The following is a 19,237-nucleotide window of genomic DNA, read 5'->3' on the forward strand; positions in this document are numbered from 1 at the left end:
TCCTTTACGCAATAATATCTAACATTTTGAAACCAATATGTGCTAGATTGACCAGCATCGTTTTCTGATTATAGAACGGGAATGATTTGAGGCGTTCCTTTTCAAATCGATATCCACCTGCACTCCCCGTAACGATCCATTGTGCCAATAAATTACCAAACAATGTCGAAAGAGACGCGCCGTGGCCCGTATAACCCGTTGCGAAATATGCGCCTTCTTTGGATCTGCCAATAACCGGGAACGTATCAATCGTAACCCCGATAAATCCACCCCACCGGTAATCAATCTTACTTTCTGCTAGTTTTGGCATTATTTTAACCATGGCATCGTAAACACTTTGATAAACAGCATCACCTAAGTTTGGACGAATATCGCCACCGCCAAATACGATCCGATTATCTGGTGTGCGCCTAAAATAGTAAAGGAAACTGCTTGTATCAAAAACCATGCGATCTTTAGGAATGACGGTATTCACCAGCGATTCTGGAAGCTGTTCAGTAGCAATAATACGTGCCGAAATTGGCAGTACGCCTTTATTCAGTTCAGTCATGATTTTTCCAGAGTAACCATCTGTAGCCACAATAATGTCTTTCGCAGTAACAGCACCTTTTTCTGTTACAACTTTCACACTATTTTGACCGTACTCAATAGATAGTGCTTTCGAATGCTCAAAGATTTTTGCACCGATCGATTTAGCTGCTTCTCCCAAACCAATTGCATAGTTCAGTGGTTGGAATGAGTAACTCGAGTTGTCGACTAGGCATCCATAATAATGCGGGGAATCGATTTCTTGATGCAACTGACTTCGATCAAGCACACTAGATTCATATCCAAAATTTTTGTTTAAGTATTCACTTTCATGTTTTAATCCTTCAAAATGCTTGGCTTTGTAAGCCGCCACAATGTGACCTGTCTTTCTAAAGTTACAGTTGATTTGATGCTCGTCGATGATGTTTTTAACTAGTTCAACACTAAGCAGAGAAAGATTGTTAAGCTGTCTCGCCTCTTCGGCACCATACTTCTTGGCAAGCTCCTGCATCGTTGGCTTATAGCCTGGCAATACCATCCCGCCGTTACGACCGCTTGCGCCATATCCGATTGTTTCCTGATCAAGGACAATGACACTCTTCCCTAATTTTTGCAAATGATATGCAGAAGAAAGACCTGTGAAACCTGCGCCAATAATAACAACATCCGCCTCTTCATTTCCTTCAAGAGGTTTTCCTTTATCATAGCTGTTTGCGGTCGCTGTCCACAGTGAGAGAGTGTCCATTCGATCCATCTTATCCATAGCTAATCCTTCTCCTTTCGTGACATGTATGTTACAATACAGTCAAAAAATATTCACAATATTCACACTTCTTAAGTTAATCATATGACTTGGAGTTTCCTCCAAGTCAATAGCCATTTAAGAGTTTTTTGAATTCATTTTGCGAAAAAAATGGAGTAACTCCACTTTTTTCATTGGGGGGACATCTATGAAAATTGGTACATTTGCGAAGCTTTTTCATGTTACGACTGATACCGTTCGTTATTACATTGAACTAGGATTATTAATACCAGACAAAAAAAACACCCAGTATCAAATGAACCAATTGTGTTTCGACGACATGGCTTTTATTACTGAGCTGAAAAAATTTCATTTTTCATTGATAGAAATCCAACGAATTTTATCATATCGACGTGTCACCAACTTCTCAGACCATGATGATATCGACTACTACAACAACTTGCTCATTGATAAGAAGGACGAGCTAACCAAGAAAAAAGAAGACATATCAAAAGCTATCCAATTGATTGAAAAAGCAGTTCAAACTAGCTCGCCTTCATCCAAAGAAGAGAATATTACAGGAATCCCGCTTGACTTTGTAAATCTGCTCTATTGTCCGAAGTGCCACATTCCACTTGAAATGAAAGATGTAACAATTAAAAAAGTCTACATTCACACGGGGCGTTTAACTTGTAGCTGTGGATACGAGGCTGCTATCGAGGAAGGTATTATCATTACCGCGAATTTGTACGAGACGTCTCCTTATCCATCTTATTTTTACGATAAAGAAACGATTAAAGAGATCAATCCCAAAATGATTAACTTATTTGAAAAAATTAATTTTCAGTTTCAAAAAGTTCTACAAAATATAGATTTGAAAAACAAATTAATTGTGGAAACAAACGTTGACGCTTTTGTGTCACTACCCAAATATATCGATGTTCTTGAAACAAGCGCGTCCTATGTATTCAGTGGCTATTCGCTTGCGATGCTCAAGAAGGTTAGAAACAGAATTGAGCGTATGAATCCGAAGCCACGCGTCCTTTATATTTTGAATTCCGATTTAAATCTGCCATTGAAACCGCTTAGCATCGATGTTTTTGTGGATAGTTTTTCAGTAACTGATTTTTCACTGCTCAATCCGCAGTTCCCAATTCATGTTCTAAAAAACTATTTACATAACGGTTCAACGATTGTCGGCGGATACTCGTATTATGATCGATCGGCCAAATCCTTGAAAAATATTTCAGCCTTATATCCAAATTCTCATGAGCATATTTTATATCCAAAATACTTAGAAGAAAATTTATCAGGCCACGAATTTCAAATCACACAAAGTGAAAATATCGGTTACTGTACAGATCCAGGACCTTATTTCGATTATCATGTAAGAGACGAAAAATTTCACATGCTCATGTATTTGGCTAGTACGAAACAATAGCACAAAAAAGCGCCATCACAAGTGACGGCGCTTTTTATATGTAAGAGATACTAGAAGATATCCTTCTAGCTTACTCCCATTTATAAGTCCAAAATTGTTCAAGTTGCAGCCATTTCAATGTTGCTGCATCCTTGTTTTTTATTTTTGCATGTGTTTCTTCAAGCATTGCTTCTGTTTGTGAACGGTGCGCGCCTAGTGCAGCTAATTTATGTTCAAATACTTCACTAATATTATTTACAACATCAGCCTCACCGAGTACTGCTTCGCGATTTTTCGTAATTGCAACCGCATGAATGACTGGACGTTCTTCTTTTGACATACGTGATACAGCGCGAACTACAGCGCGGCCGAATGCATCATGATCTGGATGTACACCGTGCTCAGGATAAAATGTAATAATTCGAGATGGATTTACTTCTTGAATTATTGTCTCAATTTTATCTGCAACAAAATCAACATCTTCAAATTCTAACGTTTTATCATGGAAACCGAGCATTCTTAAATCTTGAATCCCCATCGCTTCACATGCATCTTTTAATTCTTTTTCACGGATATTTGGAATCGTTTCACGGTTAGCGAATACATTTTTCCCCATGTTACGTCCCATTTGTCCAAGAGTACCACACGCATACGTTACAGGTACTCCTTGATCTGTTAATAAGCGAATTGTTCCTCCCGCAGCAAATGCTTCATCATCTGGATGCGGAAATACAACAAGTACATGTCTCTCCATAAGTTTCCCTCCTTCTTACTTAAATGGCGTTAAGCTTAACTCAAGCGCTACCGCTAAGCGACCTTGGTTATCATGCCCTGCTAATAATAAACGCTCTTTATCGTCTACTTCCCAGTGCGTAATACCTTCTGCATATACCCAGCCATGATCCATTTTCAAACCAACTCGGTATGGGTTTGTTCCAGTTATTTTCCCACGCTCAAAGCGAATAATTGCATTTCGAATGAATGCTCCTACTGTCATCATCTTTTCATTAAAGTGTGACGCATACGCTCCGTTCGTCGTTTCTAAATGAATATATACATCTTTATTTACAAAACGTTCAATTTCATTTTGAATAAGAGAACTATCTTTTACTATTTCCATCGGAATTCACCTCTTTAAACCATTTTACGCAAAAATAATGTAAATTGCTATCTCTATATTAGAGGACAATGCTCACTTTTCCTAATAATTTGCACTGTGTTTTGTTATTTTTTTATATCCTATGTAGAATTCACATTTTTTCCTTCACTTTGTTAAATAGTTTTCTTTCTTTTTTGAATTTGCTACAATATATTTTATCCCGTATTAATGCAGCGAGATACATTTCGACAATTGAATACATACTTTAAAGAAGGTGACACGATTGGAACAATCAGCACATGAAGTAGCAAATTGGCAATATTATTTTGCAATTGCCGTATTTTTAGCCACGTACGGTTTTATTATTTCTGAAAAATTGAATCGTGCTGTAATCGCACTATTCGGTGCTGCTATTATGATTATTTTTGGAATTGTAGATTTACATACTGCTTTCACATCACATATTCAATGGGAAACGATCACCCTTTTAATTGGGATGATGATTCTCGTACATATTACGAGTCAATCAGGCGTATTTGAATTTGTAGCCATTAAAGCAGCAAAAGCAGCTGGCGGAAAACCAATCCGCATTTTATTATTACTATCCCTATTAACCGCTGTCGGTTCTGCATTTTTGGACAACGTAACAACCGTATTATTAATCGTACCTGTTACACTATCCATTACACGTATTTTAAAAGTAAATCCTGTTCCTTATTTAATTTCAGAAGTACTATTTTCAAATATAGGCGGAACAGCAACACTAATCGGTGATCCGCCTAACATTATGATTGGATCAGCAAATAAGCATTTAGACTTTAATGCTTTTTTACTAAACTTAGCTCCAATCGTAATTATTATTTCTATCGTTACACTTGGCATCATTTACTTCATGTATCGTAACAAACTAAAAACAACGCCTGAGCAAATTAAAAAATTAATGGCATTAAATGAGAAAGATTATATTAAAGATCAAAGTCTCCTTTTAAAATCCATTACGATTTTAGGACTAACTATTTTAGGCTTTGTACTTCATTCTATTATTCATGTAGATGCTGCGGTTATTGCGATGACAGGTGCTACTCTACTGATGTTAATCGGTGTGAAAGAACATGAGATAGAAGATGTATTCGCCCACGTTGAATGGGTAACAATTTTCTTCTTCGCCGGACTATTCGTTCTCGTTGGCGGGTTAATTGATATCGGACTTATTTCTTCTCTTGCACAACAAGTACTTGACGTAACAAATGGCGACATCGGTTTCGCTGCTATACTTATCTTATGGGTATCTGGCATTGCATCTGCGACAATTGACAACATTCCATTTGTTGCAACGATGATTCCGCTTATTCAAGATTTAGCTACAGGTCTCGGACTATCTGTCGATTCTCCGCAAATCGAAGTACTATGGTGGGCGTTATCTCTTGGGGCTTGCTTAGGAGGAAATGGAACGTTAATCGGCGCATCAGCAAACGTAGTAGTTGCTGGTATTGCAAAACGTGAAGGACATGGATTCTCTTATATGGACTTCTTAAAGATTGGTTTACCATTAACAATCATTGCGCTATTATTATCACATGCTTATATATATTTACGTTATTTAATGTAGAAGTTGTATTGCATGAAATTATGTCGTCAAATACAAAAGGTTTGCAGCACCATGCTGCAAACCTTTTTTCATCACCAAAATATACCTATAATTGCTAATCCACCTAAAATCATACCACCAATTTGTCCGACTATTGTTGGTGATAATTGAACACCTTTTCTCACTTCAACGACCGGTCTTTCATGCCTTAGTTGCTGCACTTCACTTTGAAGTTGGTGTACACTTCCGTGCAATTCTTTAATTAGTTCTTTTAATTCAGCGACCTCTTCGATTACTGGCTTACTTTTTTCTAAGTTCATCTCGCATGACTCCTTATAAAGTGAAACTTTAATCAGTGGGGGTTTTGTTCATCCCCCACTGATTATTAGCCCTCACCAATCGGGCGTTTACGGGCAGCCCGACTCCCACCTAACTTCTTTGCTCCACCTGAATTTTGAGGTGGGAATTTTACTTCCCGGCAAATAGCGGGATAAATTCAATCAGTACACTGTAAAATTTCGCCAATTATCATTATATCTCCTGCATACTACATATATAATATTGAATGTGCTTTCTAATCTTGCAGCTCTATCCATTCATCTCGCAATATCCCCATAATAATACGATCAAAACACTTTCCATCTCGCTGAACTGCTTCTCTCATACACCCTTCCATCTGAAAACCCATTTTTTTATACAGTGCAATGGCTGCTTTATTATAAGAAATAACATCGAGGCCAACCCGGTGTAAATTCATTTCATAGAAAGCATACTGTAAAATAAGATGTATTGCTTCTTTCCCATATCCTTTTCCTCTATCATTTACTTCTCCTATACCAATTGCTAATAAACCCGTTCTGTTATTCCACTCTATACCGTGAATTGCAACAAAACCAATTAAACGATCATCTTGAACTGTTCTTAACATGAAAGAAACACTATTTGATCTTCGTCCCTTTAATAGTCCATCACTTGCTATTTCTTGTAACGATTGCGGGAATGCCATATCTGTATCTATATTTCTTAAATATTCACTATCCTCTTGCCACGTAGCCATTACTTTAGCATCTGTTTCTCTAATAGCTGATAATTTAATAGTTTTATTTTGAAAAAGATTCATCGTCATTTCAAACTCCCCCTTTATTAAATAGCGGGGACAATTATTCTAGCCTATTGATCCCCTTGTTCCATAAACTGTTGTATAAACGGGATACTTACAATAAGCGCTGACATTGGCACATCTCCTCTACATTAAATTAACTTCATTTTACATTTTTTTGTTTTTTTAAACAAACCAATTCTAGTTTTCTATTATTTAGAACTATAGTATACTTAACTATTATTCAGATTATTCAATCAAAAGAACTCGCAGAAGGTGAATCAATGTTCTATGTAAAACAACTACTCTATTTTACTTACGAGCAAGCATTATCTTGCTTATTCCCAGTCGTCATTTTTTTAACACTAGCCCTTTCAAAAATCATTTCTATTCCAGGGTTATATCGCTATGATTTCATACTCATCGTATGTCTTCTTATGCAGTGGATTATGTACAAAACTGGTCTTGAAACAAAAGACGAATTAAAAGTAATTACTGTCTTCCACCTCATCGGACTCTTGCTAGAAATATATAAAGTACATTTCGGTTCATGGAGTTATCCTGAAGAGGCGTATTCGAAGATTTTTGGAGTTCCACTTTACAGCGGCTTTATGTACGCAAGCGTCGCAAGTTACATATGCCAAGCGTGGAGAAGATTACATTTACAAATGTTTAATTGGCCAAATGCTATTTTGACAATACCGTTAGGTGCTATGATTTACTTCAACTTTTTCACACACCATTTTCTATATGACTTTAGATGGGTATTAACCTTACTATTATTCATTATTTTCTTTCGGACATTTGTGGAATTTTCATTACAAGGAGTCACATATAAAATGCCGCTCGTACTCTCATTTTTCCTTATCGGATTCTTTATTTGGATCGCCGAGAATATCGCAACATTTTTCGGCGCATGGCAATATCCAAATCAACGGGAAGCATGGAACCTCGTTCACCTTAGCAAAATTAGCTCATGGTTTTTACTTGTCGTCATTAGTATTATGATTGTTACACAACTCAAACATTTGAAGCAGTCGAAAGGATAATGCTGATTACGTTAGAAATATTAGAATTAATTAATTTTCTCTACTTGCTCAATAAAAAAAACGAAATCCATCTGGGATTTCGTTTTTTTAAGCAATTAAATTCAAAACTATAGAGATTTCACAAGACGTTCCATCGCCTTCATTTGACCAATATGATCAGCTTCATGATAAAGCATCATACCGTAAAGCTCCCCTACTGTTTCCAATCCTAAAAATGGCTCTGGAAGTTTATTTTCAAATGCTTCTGCTGGAATTACATGAATACGCTCTGCTTGTTCTTTTAATTGAGACGTTAACACTTCTAATGATGGCCCTTCTGTTTCCCATTTAGATGGTCTTGATCCATATCCAAACATACCTGGATATTCACTTGGCAATTGTTTACACTCTCTTCCAAACATGAAAGTTTCTGCTGCTGTTAACACGTGACCGATATGCCAGCGGATTGTATTATTAAAGCCCTCCGGTTGCGTATCTGCAGTTTTATCGTCCAATGTTTCCATAAATTTAAGTAATGCTCCGCGCGTTATTTCAAATTGCTTTAAACCAACTATTCTATTCATTTTATCGTTCCCCTTTTTATGTACAGTTTATTATGAACTAAAAATGTTCCACTTATTAAAGTTTCACTTTGTTTAATCTATCAGAAACCATTAAGAAATACACCTAATATGCTTACTGAAAACTATAAAAAAGGTCCACTCCTCATAAATATAGAATTACTTACTGCACAAATATTTCAGTAAACAAAAGAGGAGTGTACCCACATGTTAGATGTTTTAAAACAACAATATAATCTTATTCGTTCTACAAGAGAAACTCTATTTACGTTTTTGGAGGAAATCCCACTAGAAAAATTACACAATACAATTCCTAATTTCGGCAACGGCAGTATTATAAAAACCCATATTCATGTAGCAGATTGCTATCGATACTGGCTCGGATCATTCGCATTTAACCAAAAACGAGCAGATTTTTCATTTGCTAGCGATTATGAAATTGAACATGCAGATGTCGAAAAAGTTCGTGCTAGATTTAAGTTAGTAGATGAGGTTGTGCTACGTTTTTTAGATGAATACAATGACCGGTGGCTCGAAAATATAGCAAATGAAGTGAAATGGCAAAAAGAACCTTGGAGCACAACTCCGCTATGGCTTTTAACTCATACAGAGACACATGAATTTCATCATAAAGGACAAATTGTATCTATGGCTCGTCACCTGGGATACACTCCTCCTGACACAGACCTGAGTTGATTCGTTTTTTCAATTATTATGGCCATACTTAAAAGTGATTATAAAAATATACTATAAAGAACCGATACTTGTTTCATCCAAGTATCGGTTCCCTATATACAAAAGTGCTATTCTTCTTACATATAAAACAAATATTTCTCCACTTAATCCCTTGCAAAAGAATTCCTTGTTACCTCAATAAATTGCTGTAATGGCGCTGTCATCCATTTATCTTTATGCCAAGCAATTTGTGTATAGATCGGAGAGATTGTATTCTTTAAAACTAACTCCTTTATCGTTCCCTCTCGTATATCTTTTTCTACTACTATCGCCGGTAAAACGGCTATACCTAAATCTGCAATAACACATTGTTTAATTGCCTCGACACTAACAAACTCAATCTTATTTGCTGGATATACGTCCTCTGTACGAAATAACTCTTCAAATAAAGTCCGATACGAGCAACCGAGTTCTGTTAGTAAAAGTGTTTCACTCTCTAAATCTTTTGTAGAAACGGAAGGTTGTTCAAGTAAACGATGCGTAGGAGCAGCTACTACTTTTAATTCTTCTTTCATAAGCGGCTCCACATGTAAAACATCTTCTGTTTTACATTCGTCCAAAATAAATGCAAGGTCTACTTTCCCCTCCATTAACTGTTCCTTCGCATCTTTATTGGAATGCGCAGGTTTAAATATAAGCTTTATTTTGGGGAATTGTGCTTTAAACCTCTTTAATATAGAAGGAAGCCTGTATGTACATTGACTTTCTTGCGCACCAATTATTAACGTACCTGCTAGTTCCTCATCATCTTTCACAGCCATTTTCGCTTCGTTACTGAGTGCGATCATCTTGTCTGCATATAGTTGAAACTTCCTTCCTGCTTCAGTTAAGAAAAGACGTTTTCCCAATCTTTCAAACAATGGCGTACCGAGCTCCGCCTCTAACGTTTTTATTTGCGCTGTTACGCTCGACTGAGCAAAGTTTAATTTCTTCGCAGTTTGTGTAAAATTTAAGTTTTCTGCAGCTATTTTAAATGTAATTAATTGTTTTATCTCCATTTATCATCCCTCTTTTCAATCGATATTACCGATTGATTTCATCGAAATAATCCTCTTTTTCTATTGATATTTGTATTGTATGATAAAGAGCATCTACAAACAATATAAATGGAGGTATTCCATATGAAAGCACTTTGTTTCGAGCAGTTCGGAAATCCGGATGTACTACAATATAAAGAAATACATGATCCAATCATAAATCCAAATGAAATTCTTATCCGCACGAAAGCAATCGGTTTAAATTTCGCTGATATTTATAGACGCCGCGGCGATTATCATCTCGCTGGAAATCCGCCTTATATATTAGGTTATGAAGGGGCTGGGATTGTTGAAAAAGTAGGAGTTAACGTTACTACTATCAATCCCGGAGACCGCATTGCATTTGCTGACGTTCCATTTGCAAATGCAGAATTAGTTGCCGTTCCATCAGAAAAAGCAATCCCACTTCCAGATTCTATTTCTTTTGAAACAGCCGCTTCGGTATTATTGCAAGGTCTAACAGCACATTATTTAACGAAAGATAGCTATCAACTAAAACAAGGTGACATAGCTTTAGTTCATGCCGCAGCTGGCGGTGTTGGTCAACTTCTTATTCAAATGATTAAACTGCAGGGCGGAAAAGTAATCGGCCTTACGTCATCAAAAGAAAAAGCACAGGTAGCTACGTTAGCTGGTGCGGATCACGTATTTTTATATACCGACGCATGGCATACGAAAGTACTTGAGGTGACTAATGGTGTTGGCGTAAATGTTGTATATGAATCAGTAGGTTCTACATTAGAGGAAAGTTTTAACGCTACTAAAATTGGCGGTACTGTCGTATTTTACGGAATGGCTGGTGGTAATCCTACGCCAGTTGATCCACGTATGCTTATGGATACTTCAAAAACTTTAACTGGCGGAGACCTTTGGAACGTACTTACTACTTTTGAAGAACGCAAGCAGCGCTCTACTCAATTATTCGATTGGATCGCAACTGGAAAATTAAACATTGCAAGTCCTACTACATTCTCTTTACAAGACGGTGCTCTTGCTCATGAATTATTAGAGAGCAGAAAAAGTACAGGGAAGATTTTATTAATCCCATAATTCACAAAATAAAAAGGAAGCTAGATTTCTCTACCTTCCTTTTCTTATTACAATTTGAGATAGTATTATATTTCCACACTTTCTTTCCCTTTTGCAACATAACTCATATCTCCAACCGACTCGACTGTGTATGCTCCATCTCGATATACAATCTTCGTCACACTAGCATTTTCTACTCCAAGTTTTGTTTTGCTACTGTCTAACATTTCGATTAAGGTAGTAATTAAGAGCCCATGAACGACAACTAAAACATTACCGCCACCATTTGCAGCAGATTCTTCACTAATTTTATCAATCTCTTCTTTTATACGAGTAGAAAATAATTCCCAATCTTCCGCCTGTTTCGTAGGATCTGCTGCTCTAATAAGATTAATCACTTCTTGAATAGAAAACTTCATGAGTTCTTCTGGTGATGCAACGCCCGCAGCTTTTCCAACTATATCCCACATATTTTCAAGTTTTTCACCTTCAAAAATACCAAAATTTAATTCTCTTAATTTTTTTCTTTTCTCAAGTTTTAACTTTGATTGCTCACTATATTTTAATACTAAATTAGCAGTTTCAATCGCTCGGCCGCTATCACTACTATATGCATTCGCAAAATGAACATCTTTTAATCCCGTTCCTAAATTAGAGGCAACTTCCACACCTTTTTCTACTAACGGGGAGTCTGCCCAGCCTTGCGCGCGATGATTCGTATTTAATATTGTTTTTCCGTGTCTTGTAACATATAACGTAACTACATTCTCATTGCTATCTGTTTCTCGATTCTTCATCATATTCTCTCCCTTTACATTTCTATATCAATTTTACCACCTTAATTATTCATTGAGCAAAATATACGTAAGTGAATTTGCTTAATAAAAAAAGCTATCTTTCTGTATATCCCTACAAAAAGATAGCATCTTTTATGATTACATTTTTTAACCGATACTCCTACTCAGCAAAAGCATCCGAATATCGCACAACTCCTTCTACACCTTGCAGAGCATTCTCGCTTAGCTCAATCACCATAAACACTTCATCTGGCACTTCAAATGGTGCTTTTATATTCCACTCACTTGCTTTCTTAAATCCAAATTTCGGATAGTATTCTGGATGTCCTAGTACTACAACTGATCCATATCCAAGTTCTTTCGCTTTTTCTAACGCGGCTACAATAAGCTTCCCGCCGATTCCTTTTTTCTGATGGTCCCTAGCAACTGATACCGGTGCAAGTGCTAATGATTCTACAGAAGTTCCATCCTGTTCTATCGTAATTTTCGATAACATAATGTGACCGACTATTTCCTCATCTACTGCAACGATTGATAATTCAGGAATAAACGCGTCACATTTTCTAATACGACTCACAAGTTCATGTTCTGTTTTATCACTGAATTCTTCATTTAAAAATGCTTGTTGTACAACTTCTTCTGTTTTTTTATAATCATTTTGTTGTTCTTGTCTAATCGTTACCATTTTAACTTATCCTCTATTCTTTCTTATTTCTTTTTGGATTTTACGAAGCGCTTTTTTCGATCCACGCTCAATATCATGTTGCATTTTTCTTTCTTTATAATCGACAAACAGTGTATTTAAATCGTATCCCTCTGGATATAATTCTTTTGCTGCTACCTCTAACGTAATACGTTTTACATTCACTTCAACAAATTCACCGTTATAATATACAACGACGTTATAGAAATTATCTATTTCCTTATAGATGATACCAAAATCATCATAATCTAATACATTTACACGATCGCCGATTTTGTACTCGTAATGATTTTCTCTTTTTTCTTGCACAAATTTCGGTTTTCTAATTTTGCTTTCATTCAGTTTTTCAAAACGATATTCTTTATTTTCCATGTACTCTTTCGCTCTTTGCAGTACATGTTCTCTTACGTTCATTTTATTCGCAATCCAAAGCGCATTACTTTCACCTGATTTACCGATCACTAATTTATAAAGCGGTTCTAGTGTCTCACTATTAAATTGCATTGCTGCGTTCATAAAATCCTCATGCATTTCTGAGAAGCGTTTAATTTCACCGTAATGCGTACTCGCAACTGTAATACATCCTGCAAGATAAAACTCCTCTAAAATAGAAATTGCAAGTGCTGCTCCTTCATTCGGTTCAGTCCCGCTTCCTATTTCATCAAATAATAGCAACGTATTATTATTTGACGTCCTCATAATCTCAGATAAATTTTTCATGTGAGATGAAAATGTACTTAGTGCGTTTTCGATACTTTGATTATCACCAATATCTACAAATACATTTTCGAAAATAGCAATTTCTGTTTCTTTATCTCCAGCAATATGCAAGCCTGACATTGTCGCTAATGTTAACAATCCGATTGTTTTTAATACAATTGTTTTCCCGCCTGCATTTGGTCCGGTAATAATTAAACTACGATAGTTTTGACCGATTTCAAAGTGTAGCGGTACTACTTTTCCATTTAAAAGCGGATGCTTACAATTTACTAAATGAATATATCCATGATCATTTAATTTCGGCTCTATTCCATCGATTGATTTACTAAACTTCGCTTTCGCAAATACCATATCATATTGACTAATCAATTCCATATTAATTTTTATATGATAAATGTTTTCTACTACCATTCCTGATAAAGTTGCTAAAATTTGATACTCTTCCACCGCTTCTTCTGCTTTCAAACTTGCGAGTTCCGCATTTAACTTTGTAACCGTATGCGGTTCTACAAATACAGTAGAACCTTTAGTGGACACTTCAACTATACTTCCCGCAACTTGATTTTTATAAGAAGATTTAATTGGAATCGTATACCTATCATCCTTCTTACTAATAAAGAACTCTTGAATATACTTCTTATTTGCACTACTATTTAAAAACTTAGTTAATCGCTCTTTTATTTTTCCGTCTACCGAATCAATGTTATTGCGAATTCGTTTTAATTCTTTACTCGCAGCTGCATCAATACTATTACCTTTAATGGAAAAGTTGATTTCCTCTTCAATACTTTTATATTCAGTCATTGAATTCGCATAAGAAGCTAATACTGGCGCAAAAAATTCTTTATCTAACATAAACTTTTTAATCTTTCTACACCCACGTAAAAAGTCTGAAACACTTACTAATTCTTCTGGATCTAAAATCATCCCTTTTTCTAATTTTTGAATTGTACTAGCAATATTTGAAATGCCGAAGAAAGGAACATGCCCTTCTGCATCTACTATAGCTCGTGCTTCTGTCGTTTCATTCAAGCGATTCCTCACTACTTTTATACTCGTACTCGGCTCTAATTTATTTAATAATTCTTTTCCTAATCCACTTACACAATATGATTTCACTATTTCTTTTAATTCGTTATATTGTAACTTTTCAAAAGTCATCGTATTCATTTTGTTTCTCCTCACTATGATTGATTTTTATCATAAATGAAGATACCTACTCATTAGATTCCAATGAGTTCTACATTATCCAATTACCATTTTTATACATTATAAATATATACAAAAAAGCTGCGGGGATACCGCAGCTTTTACATTTACAAGGCATGTGTAATAACATATGAGGAAATAAGCCATAAAAAACGGATGGCACTTCCCTTATTACACGCTTTATAAAGTATTGTAGGTATCTTCATAGGTATCGAAATAAATCCATGACAAAATTAGGGGTATGCTATACATAAAAATCCCCTGTTCTTATCCGATTTATTTCATTAAATTTTTCCTATTTAGTACCTACCGCACTCACAAAAAGCACCTCTCATTAATTTATATTATAGTCATTGAAATCTAATTTACTGAAATCATCATACTATATGTTTTGTAAGAAGTAAAGGTGTCAGACTATTCCCTTGCAGATTGTAAAGCTTTCATATAATCAACCTTTTTCTCAAGAGTCTTTTTCGCATCTTCAGCCGTTACTATATAATCGACCGCAATATGTAGTAATACATCCTTATTAGCATTTGGCAACTGAATCGTAATATCATCCACACTACTCTTACTATTTTCAATCATTTTATTAAATTCCTGAATACTTCTCGCAAGCTCCGCTAACGTTTCCATATGTGCACGGTTGTTTACGTCCAAAAAGATATTACTTTTGAAAACTGCCGTAACATAATGCTTCGGATGTTTCTTCGCTACTTTTTTCTCTTCATTCTTACCGAAAACAGTATCTCCTGTCTGCATTCGCTCGAAAGTAAGTATAGTATTATTCCTTTTTTCTTCATAATATGTATTGAACCTTTCTCGTAAATCATTCGCTCCTTTTTTTATTTTATAGTTATCATTCTCTACCTTTGGAGAGGTTCGTCCATCGAAAGATATTTGAAATTGCAAGTATGGTTCATCTACTTGCTGTACATAAGCTGTCCGTTTGTTTGGTCCTAAAAAATCCTTACCTTGTTCGGGTATTTCAATTCGATCTAATTTTACAGTAATACCATGCTCCGATTTTGTATAACTTTGTGCTTTTCGTTCAATTTCTTCATCCGATATATCACATGATGTTAATAGTAATAAACTAAACATTATGCTATATTTCATTATTGTTCTTTTCATATTGCCTCTCCTTTTGCTACTACTGCCTATACAGAAATGTCCTTATGGATTTTAAGTTACGATTTATATAAAGAACTTCTTCTAATAACCATAAGTGTAAAAACACCCAATTTATTATCAATTTACACTTATGGTGTAATTTTACACTATAATAATTTTATCGTAAAGCAAATATAATATCTATGAAAATCACGTTAAAAACATACTAATATTTAGTTCTATAGCAATCACAATACAGTTTTTTATTGTATCGAACTTTAAAGTAATAACTTTAATTTCGCTGCAAAAAAATTAAATCAGCGCCTCCGCTATTGCGAATGTCATTTACTTTCCCTAATACATTTAATAATTATGACAAGCAATCATAGGAGGTTACTATATGAGCGAACAATACATCATTTTACATGGGCCTGCTCTTGAACCAAATTTAATTGGTCCCACACTACCACCAATTCCACCATTTACATTCCCTACCGGGCCTACCGGAATCACAGGACCTACCGGTGCGACAGGTTTTACTGGAATTGGAATAACTGGTCCTACTGGAGTTACAGGACCTACTGGAATTGGAATTACTGGTCCCACTGGGGTTACAGGACCTACTGGAATTGGAATTACTGGTCCCACTGGAGCAACCGGTTTCGGGATCCTCCCCGTATTTGGAACAATAACTTCTGAAATAGGTATCGGTTTTTCAGCAGTAGTTAATACAAATGTTAATCTCACCATTCCAGGGCCTGTTAGTGGAACTACTCTAAACCCGGTAGACAACTCCATTACAATTAATACCACTGGTGTATACTCTATATCCTTTTCAATTGTATTTGCGATACAAGCTATTTCGTCTAGTATATTAAATCTTACAATAAACGATTCTATTCAATTCGCAATTGAAACACGAGTTGGTGGTGGTTCCGGGTTAAGAGCTACATCCGCCAGAACTGATCTACTACCTTTAAACCAAGGAGATGTTCTTCGGGTACGAATAAGAGAAGCCACTGGTGACATTATTTATTCCAATGCATCTCTCGTTGTTTTAAAAGTCGACTAGTTCATTTATGAAAATAAAAATTTAGGAATGATAACAATATAAAAAGAAGAGGAAGACTTATATTTCAGTCTTCCTCTTCTTTTTTATCAGCAATTCACTGCTGAACATATATGGAAACTGATCCTCCACTTACATGGAACTGCCCCCATCCGTCCTTATTAATTGTTACAGTATTTGTTTGATTACCCGTCATATCGTACCATACTTCCCCTGCGTTATTCTTTCCAACATCCATCCACTTTGCCCCTCCTGGTCCATCAGAGATTAACGTCGCTAAACCAGAATTGGCATGTACACTATCACCTTCTCTTGTCCATCCAATTACATCTGGATGGTCTAAATAATCACGCTGCGTACCATATGCAAAGTTTTTTCGTGCCGTCAAAATTGGATCAATTTTATTTTTTAACGCTGGAATTTCATAACTACTATTTCCGTTTGTCCCATAGTAATCACCATAGAAAACTGAAGGATACCCCTCTGCACGAGTTAAAATAAATGCATATGCCAACGGTTTAAACCACGGACTTACGACAGATTCCAACGACTGTCCAGGCTGAGAATCATGATTCTCAACGAGAGTAACTGCGAGCGCAGGGTGATTTTGCATTACTGTTCCATTTAAAATATTTCTCATATCATAATTCCCATTTCCTTTTGAAGCATAATGAAAATTGTAATGCAGTGGTGCATCAAATACAGATTGATTATAATTGACTTTCGCTAAATAATTATTTAAAGTCTGGATATCATTTTGCCAATATTCAGCCACTGTAAACATTTCTTTCCCGGTTTGTTGTCTGACATGATTTACCCAATCGCGTAAATATTCATGATCAATATGTTTAACAGCATCTAAACGAAAGCCATCTAAATTTAATTCATTCGCATACCACGTCCCCCAATTTTTTATCTCATTCGCAACATCTGGATGATCAAAATCAAGATCTGCATACATTAAATAATCATAATTTCCATTCTCGCTAGACACTTCCCAGTCCCACGCTTTACCTATACCCCTAAATTTATAAATCCGATTTAATTTCCTTCCTTCATCCCAATCCGTTCCGTCAAAGTGATACCATTTCCATTTGAAATTAGAATAAGTATCTCCGCGCCCAGGAAAGTTAAACCCCGTCCACGCACTAATTTTATAATCACCTGATACTTCAATATTTCGGTTGCTACGATCCACCTCAACAGCCGTTACAGTCTCCGTATAATCTGCTCCACCTTTATGATTCATAACTACATCACCGTATACATCGATGTTTTGCTTATGTAAAGCTTCAATTGCAGATTTCAACTGTGCTTTCGTCCCATATTTTGTCCGCACCGTTCCTTTTTGATTGAATTCACCTAAATCATATAAATCATATGCTCCATATCCTACGTCATTTTGTGTAGTTCCTTTATATGCAGGCGGTATCCAAACAGATGTAATTCCTTTCTGAGCTAAATTTCCAGCATCTGAATGCAAGCGATTCCAATGATTCCCATCATTCGGAGCATACCACTCAAAATACTGCATTAACGTTCCATTGTTAACCGTATCTGCATACACTTTACTTCCCCCATGTATACTAGGTAAAAACAAAACAACCGACAAGCCGACTACTGTTATTTTTTTTAACATATTTACAACATCCCCTTCTAAGAAAACGTTTGCATAGTTTATCGGAATTATTATAATATTCGTTCTAGAATTAGTAAAGTAGCAATCTCTCACTCTCCCACATTATTTTTTAATCTAACATCAAATATTCACCAAATACTGCACCGTAGTTTTTATTTCACATCTTATTCAAGATTGTTTACAATTTATCTATAAACGCATAACGGAGGGATTTCTATGACGGACTTTCAAAAACAATTTTTTTCAAGATTACATATAGAAGAAAAACACAAAGTTTCATTTGAAGATTTACCTAACATTATGTGCGCAATGGCACAAACTGTCCCTTTTGAAAACTTAAATATTCTCGAAAACAGCTTTACAGAAATATCAAAAGAAAATCTAAAAGAAAAAATTTTAGTAAACAACCGTGGCGGTCTTTGTTATGAACTCAATCCTACTATGTATTACTTCCTTAAAGACGCTGGATTTGATGTTCATCTCGTTTCAGGAACAGTGTACAATGCTGCAAATTCTATATGGGCTGTGGATTCTGGCCATATCGCAACTGTTTTAACACATCATAATGAACTTTATTTAATTGAAGTAGGATTCGGATCATACTTACCTCTTGCACCTGTCCCTTTCTCAAGTGAAGTCATTCACTCCGTTACAGGAGATTATCGTATTCGTAAAGAAATGACTGAAAAGGGAAACTACATTTTAGAGATGCGTAAAAATAATGAGTTTTTGGATCAATCTTCTGCTGATGATTGGACGTTAGGCTATGCATTTTATATAGAAGAAGTGAATGAAACGAAAGCAAATGCAGCCCAAAAAATCATCGTTGAACATGAGGGCTCACCATTTAACAAAGTACCTCTTATTGTAAAACTAAATGAAAATGGGCATGCCTCTTTAACGAAAGATAGCCTTACAATAGCGAAAAACGGTAAAAAAACGAAAGAAACCGTTACAGACGTGCAATATACAAATCTTTTACATTCAAAATTCGGAATTACATTATAATTTTTTAAGCCTTGCTATTTTAGCAAGGCTTTTCAATTTTCAGCAGGGATTTTTTGCAATTTGTTGTATTTCATAGTTATATAGAAATATAAC

The 19,237-nt window shown here is 35.6% G+C and carries 19 protein-coding genes; 7 read left to right on the forward strand and 12 right to left on the reverse strand.

Annotated elements, in window-relative coordinates; genetic code table 11:
- Positions 1–4: 4 nt before the first annotated feature.
- Positions 5–1,291, reverse strand: a complete 1,287-nt coding sequence (locus tag QUF93_RS18450) for an NAD(P)/FAD-dependent oxidoreductase (RefSeq protein ID WP_289359763.1) — start codon at positions 1,289–1,291, stop codon at positions 5–7.
- A gap of 187 nt (positions 1,292–1,478) precedes the next feature.
- Between QUF93_RS18450 and QUF93_RS18455 the strand changes: the two genes are divergently transcribed.
- Positions 1,479–2,711 carry a MerR family transcriptional regulator gene (locus QUF93_RS18455; RefSeq protein WP_289359764.1) on the forward strand — a complete coding sequence of 411 codons (1,233 nt, stop codon included), beginning with the start codon at positions 1,479–1,481 and terminating at the stop codon, positions 2,709–2,711.
- A 70-nt stretch (positions 2,712–2,781) separates the two neighbouring features.
- Here the strand turns inward: QUF93_RS18455 and bshB2 are convergent, their stop codons facing one another.
- A complete protein-coding gene (bshB2, locus tag QUF93_RS18460; protein WP_201040655.1) occupies positions 2,782–3,444 on the reverse strand; it encodes a bacillithiol biosynthesis deacetylase BshB2 in 663 nt (220 codons plus the stop codon).
- Between the two features lie 15 nt (positions 3,445–3,459).
- Entirely contained in the window at positions 3,460–3,810 is a 351-nt protein-coding gene (locus QUF93_RS18465) for a YojF family protein (protein ID WP_000407039.1), read from the reverse strand.
- Positions 3,811–4,072: 262 nt separating this feature from the next.
- Here QUF93_RS18465 and QUF93_RS18470 point away from each other — a divergent pair, with 262 nt between their 5' ends.
- Complete coding sequence (locus QUF93_RS18470) at positions 4,073–5,398, forward strand: ArsB/NhaD family transporter (protein WP_289359766.1); 1,326 nt, start codon at positions 4,073–4,075, stop codon at positions 5,396–5,398.
- Between the two features lie 71 nt (positions 5,399–5,469).
- Here the strand turns inward: QUF93_RS18470 and QUF93_RS18475 are convergent, their stop codons facing one another.
- Both QUF93_RS18475 and QUF93_RS18480 read right to left on the reverse strand, forming a co-directional pair.
- Positions 5,470–5,697: a hypothetical protein gene (locus QUF93_RS18475; RefSeq protein WP_289359767.1), complete on the reverse strand. Its 228-nt coding sequence runs from the start codon at positions 5,695–5,697 to the stop codon at positions 5,470–5,472.
- 254 nt (positions 5,698–5,951) lie between these two features.
- On the reverse strand, positions 5,952–6,503 hold the full coding sequence (locus tag QUF93_RS18480) for a GNAT family N-acetyltransferase (protein ID WP_289359768.1): 552 nt from the start codon (positions 6,501–6,503) through the stop codon (positions 5,952–5,954).
- A 257-nt stretch (positions 6,504–6,760) separates the two neighbouring features.
- On the opposite strand from QUF93_RS18480, the gene QUF93_RS18485 reads away from it, so the two are divergent.
- Complete coding sequence (locus QUF93_RS18485) at positions 6,761–7,525, forward strand: DUF817 domain-containing protein (protein ID WP_088059510.1); 765 nt, start codon at positions 6,761–6,763, stop codon at positions 7,523–7,525.
- Between the two features lie 107 nt (positions 7,526–7,632).
- Here QUF93_RS18485 and QUF93_RS18490 read toward each other — a convergent pair whose 3' ends face one another.
- The gene (locus tag QUF93_RS18490) at positions 7,633–8,088 is read right to left on the reverse strand and encodes a DinB family protein (protein WP_289359770.1); all 456 of its coding nucleotides are present in this window, start codon (positions 8,086–8,088) and stop codon (positions 7,633–7,635) included.
- A 204-nt stretch (positions 8,089–8,292) separates the two neighbouring features.
- Between QUF93_RS18490 and QUF93_RS18495 the strand changes: the two genes are divergently transcribed.
- A complete protein-coding gene (locus tag QUF93_RS18495) occupies positions 8,293–8,781 on the forward strand; it encodes a DinB family protein (RefSeq protein WP_289359771.1) in 489 nt (162 codons plus the stop codon).
- Positions 8,782–8,924: 143 nt separating this feature from the next.
- On the opposite strand, the gene QUF93_RS18500 is transcribed toward QUF93_RS18495, so the two are convergent.
- Positions 8,925–9,818 (reverse strand): LysR family transcriptional regulator, encoded by an 894-nt coding sequence (locus QUF93_RS18500; RefSeq protein ID WP_289359772.1) that lies wholly within the window; start codon positions 9,816–9,818, stop codon positions 8,925–8,927.
- 123 nt (positions 9,819–9,941) lie between these two features.
- Here QUF93_RS18500 and QUF93_RS18505 point away from each other — a divergent pair, with 123 nt between their 5' ends.
- Positions 9,942–10,907 (forward strand): quinone oxidoreductase family protein, encoded by a 966-nt coding sequence (locus QUF93_RS18505; protein ID WP_289359774.1) that lies wholly within the window; start codon positions 9,942–9,944, stop codon positions 10,905–10,907.
- Between the two features lie 65 nt (positions 10,908–10,972).
- On the opposite strand, the gene QUF93_RS18510 is transcribed toward QUF93_RS18505, so the two are convergent.
- From QUF93_RS18510 to QUF93_RS18525, 4 genes are all read right to left on the reverse strand, one after another.
- Positions 10,973–11,683: a histidine phosphatase family protein gene (locus QUF93_RS18510; RefSeq protein WP_289359775.1), complete on the reverse strand. Its 711-nt coding sequence runs from the start codon at positions 11,681–11,683 to the stop codon at positions 10,973–10,975.
- A gap of 160 nt (positions 11,684–11,843) precedes the next feature.
- Complete coding sequence (locus QUF93_RS18515; protein ID WP_289359776.1) at positions 11,844–12,368, reverse strand: GNAT family N-acetyltransferase; 525 nt, start codon at positions 12,366–12,368, stop codon at positions 11,844–11,846.
- A gap of 6 nt (positions 12,369–12,374) precedes the next feature.
- Positions 12,375–14,276 carry an endonuclease MutS2 gene (locus tag QUF93_RS18520; RefSeq protein WP_289359777.1) on the reverse strand — a complete coding sequence of 634 codons (1,902 nt, stop codon included), beginning with the start codon at positions 14,274–14,276 and terminating at the stop codon, positions 12,375–12,377.
- A 453-nt stretch (positions 14,277–14,729) separates the two neighbouring features.
- Positions 14,730–15,449: a hypothetical protein gene (locus tag QUF93_RS18525; protein ID WP_289359778.1), complete on the reverse strand. Its 720-nt coding sequence runs from the start codon at positions 15,447–15,449 to the stop codon at positions 14,730–14,732.
- Between the two features lie 379 nt (positions 15,450–15,828).
- Here QUF93_RS18525 and betA point away from each other — a divergent pair, with 379 nt between their 5' ends.
- Positions 15,829–16,500, forward strand: coding sequence for a collagen-like exosporium glycoprotein BetA (gene betA, locus QUF93_RS18530; protein ID WP_289359779.1), 672 nt, complete (start codon positions 15,829–15,831; stop codon positions 16,498–16,500).
- 94 nt (positions 16,501–16,594) lie between these two features.
- On the opposite strand, the gene amyS is transcribed toward betA, so the two are convergent.
- Positions 16,595–18,136: an alpha-amylase gene (gene amyS / locus QUF93_RS18535; protein ID WP_289359780.1), complete on the reverse strand. Its 1,542-nt coding sequence runs from the start codon at positions 18,134–18,136 to the stop codon at positions 16,595–16,597.
- A gap of 216 nt (positions 18,137–18,352) precedes the next feature.
- On the opposite strand from amyS, the gene QUF93_RS18540 reads away from it, so the two are divergent.
- Complete coding sequence (locus QUF93_RS18540; RefSeq protein WP_289359781.1) at positions 18,353–19,144, forward strand: arylamine N-acetyltransferase family protein; 792 nt, start codon at positions 18,353–18,355, stop codon at positions 19,142–19,144.
- The last annotated feature ends 93 nt before the right edge of the window (positions 19,145–19,237 follow it).

The organism is Bacillus hominis (assembly GCF_030348325.1).
GTDB classification, from domain to species: Bacteria; Bacillota; Bacilli; order Bacillales; family Bacillaceae_G; genus Bacillus_A; species Bacillus_A hominis.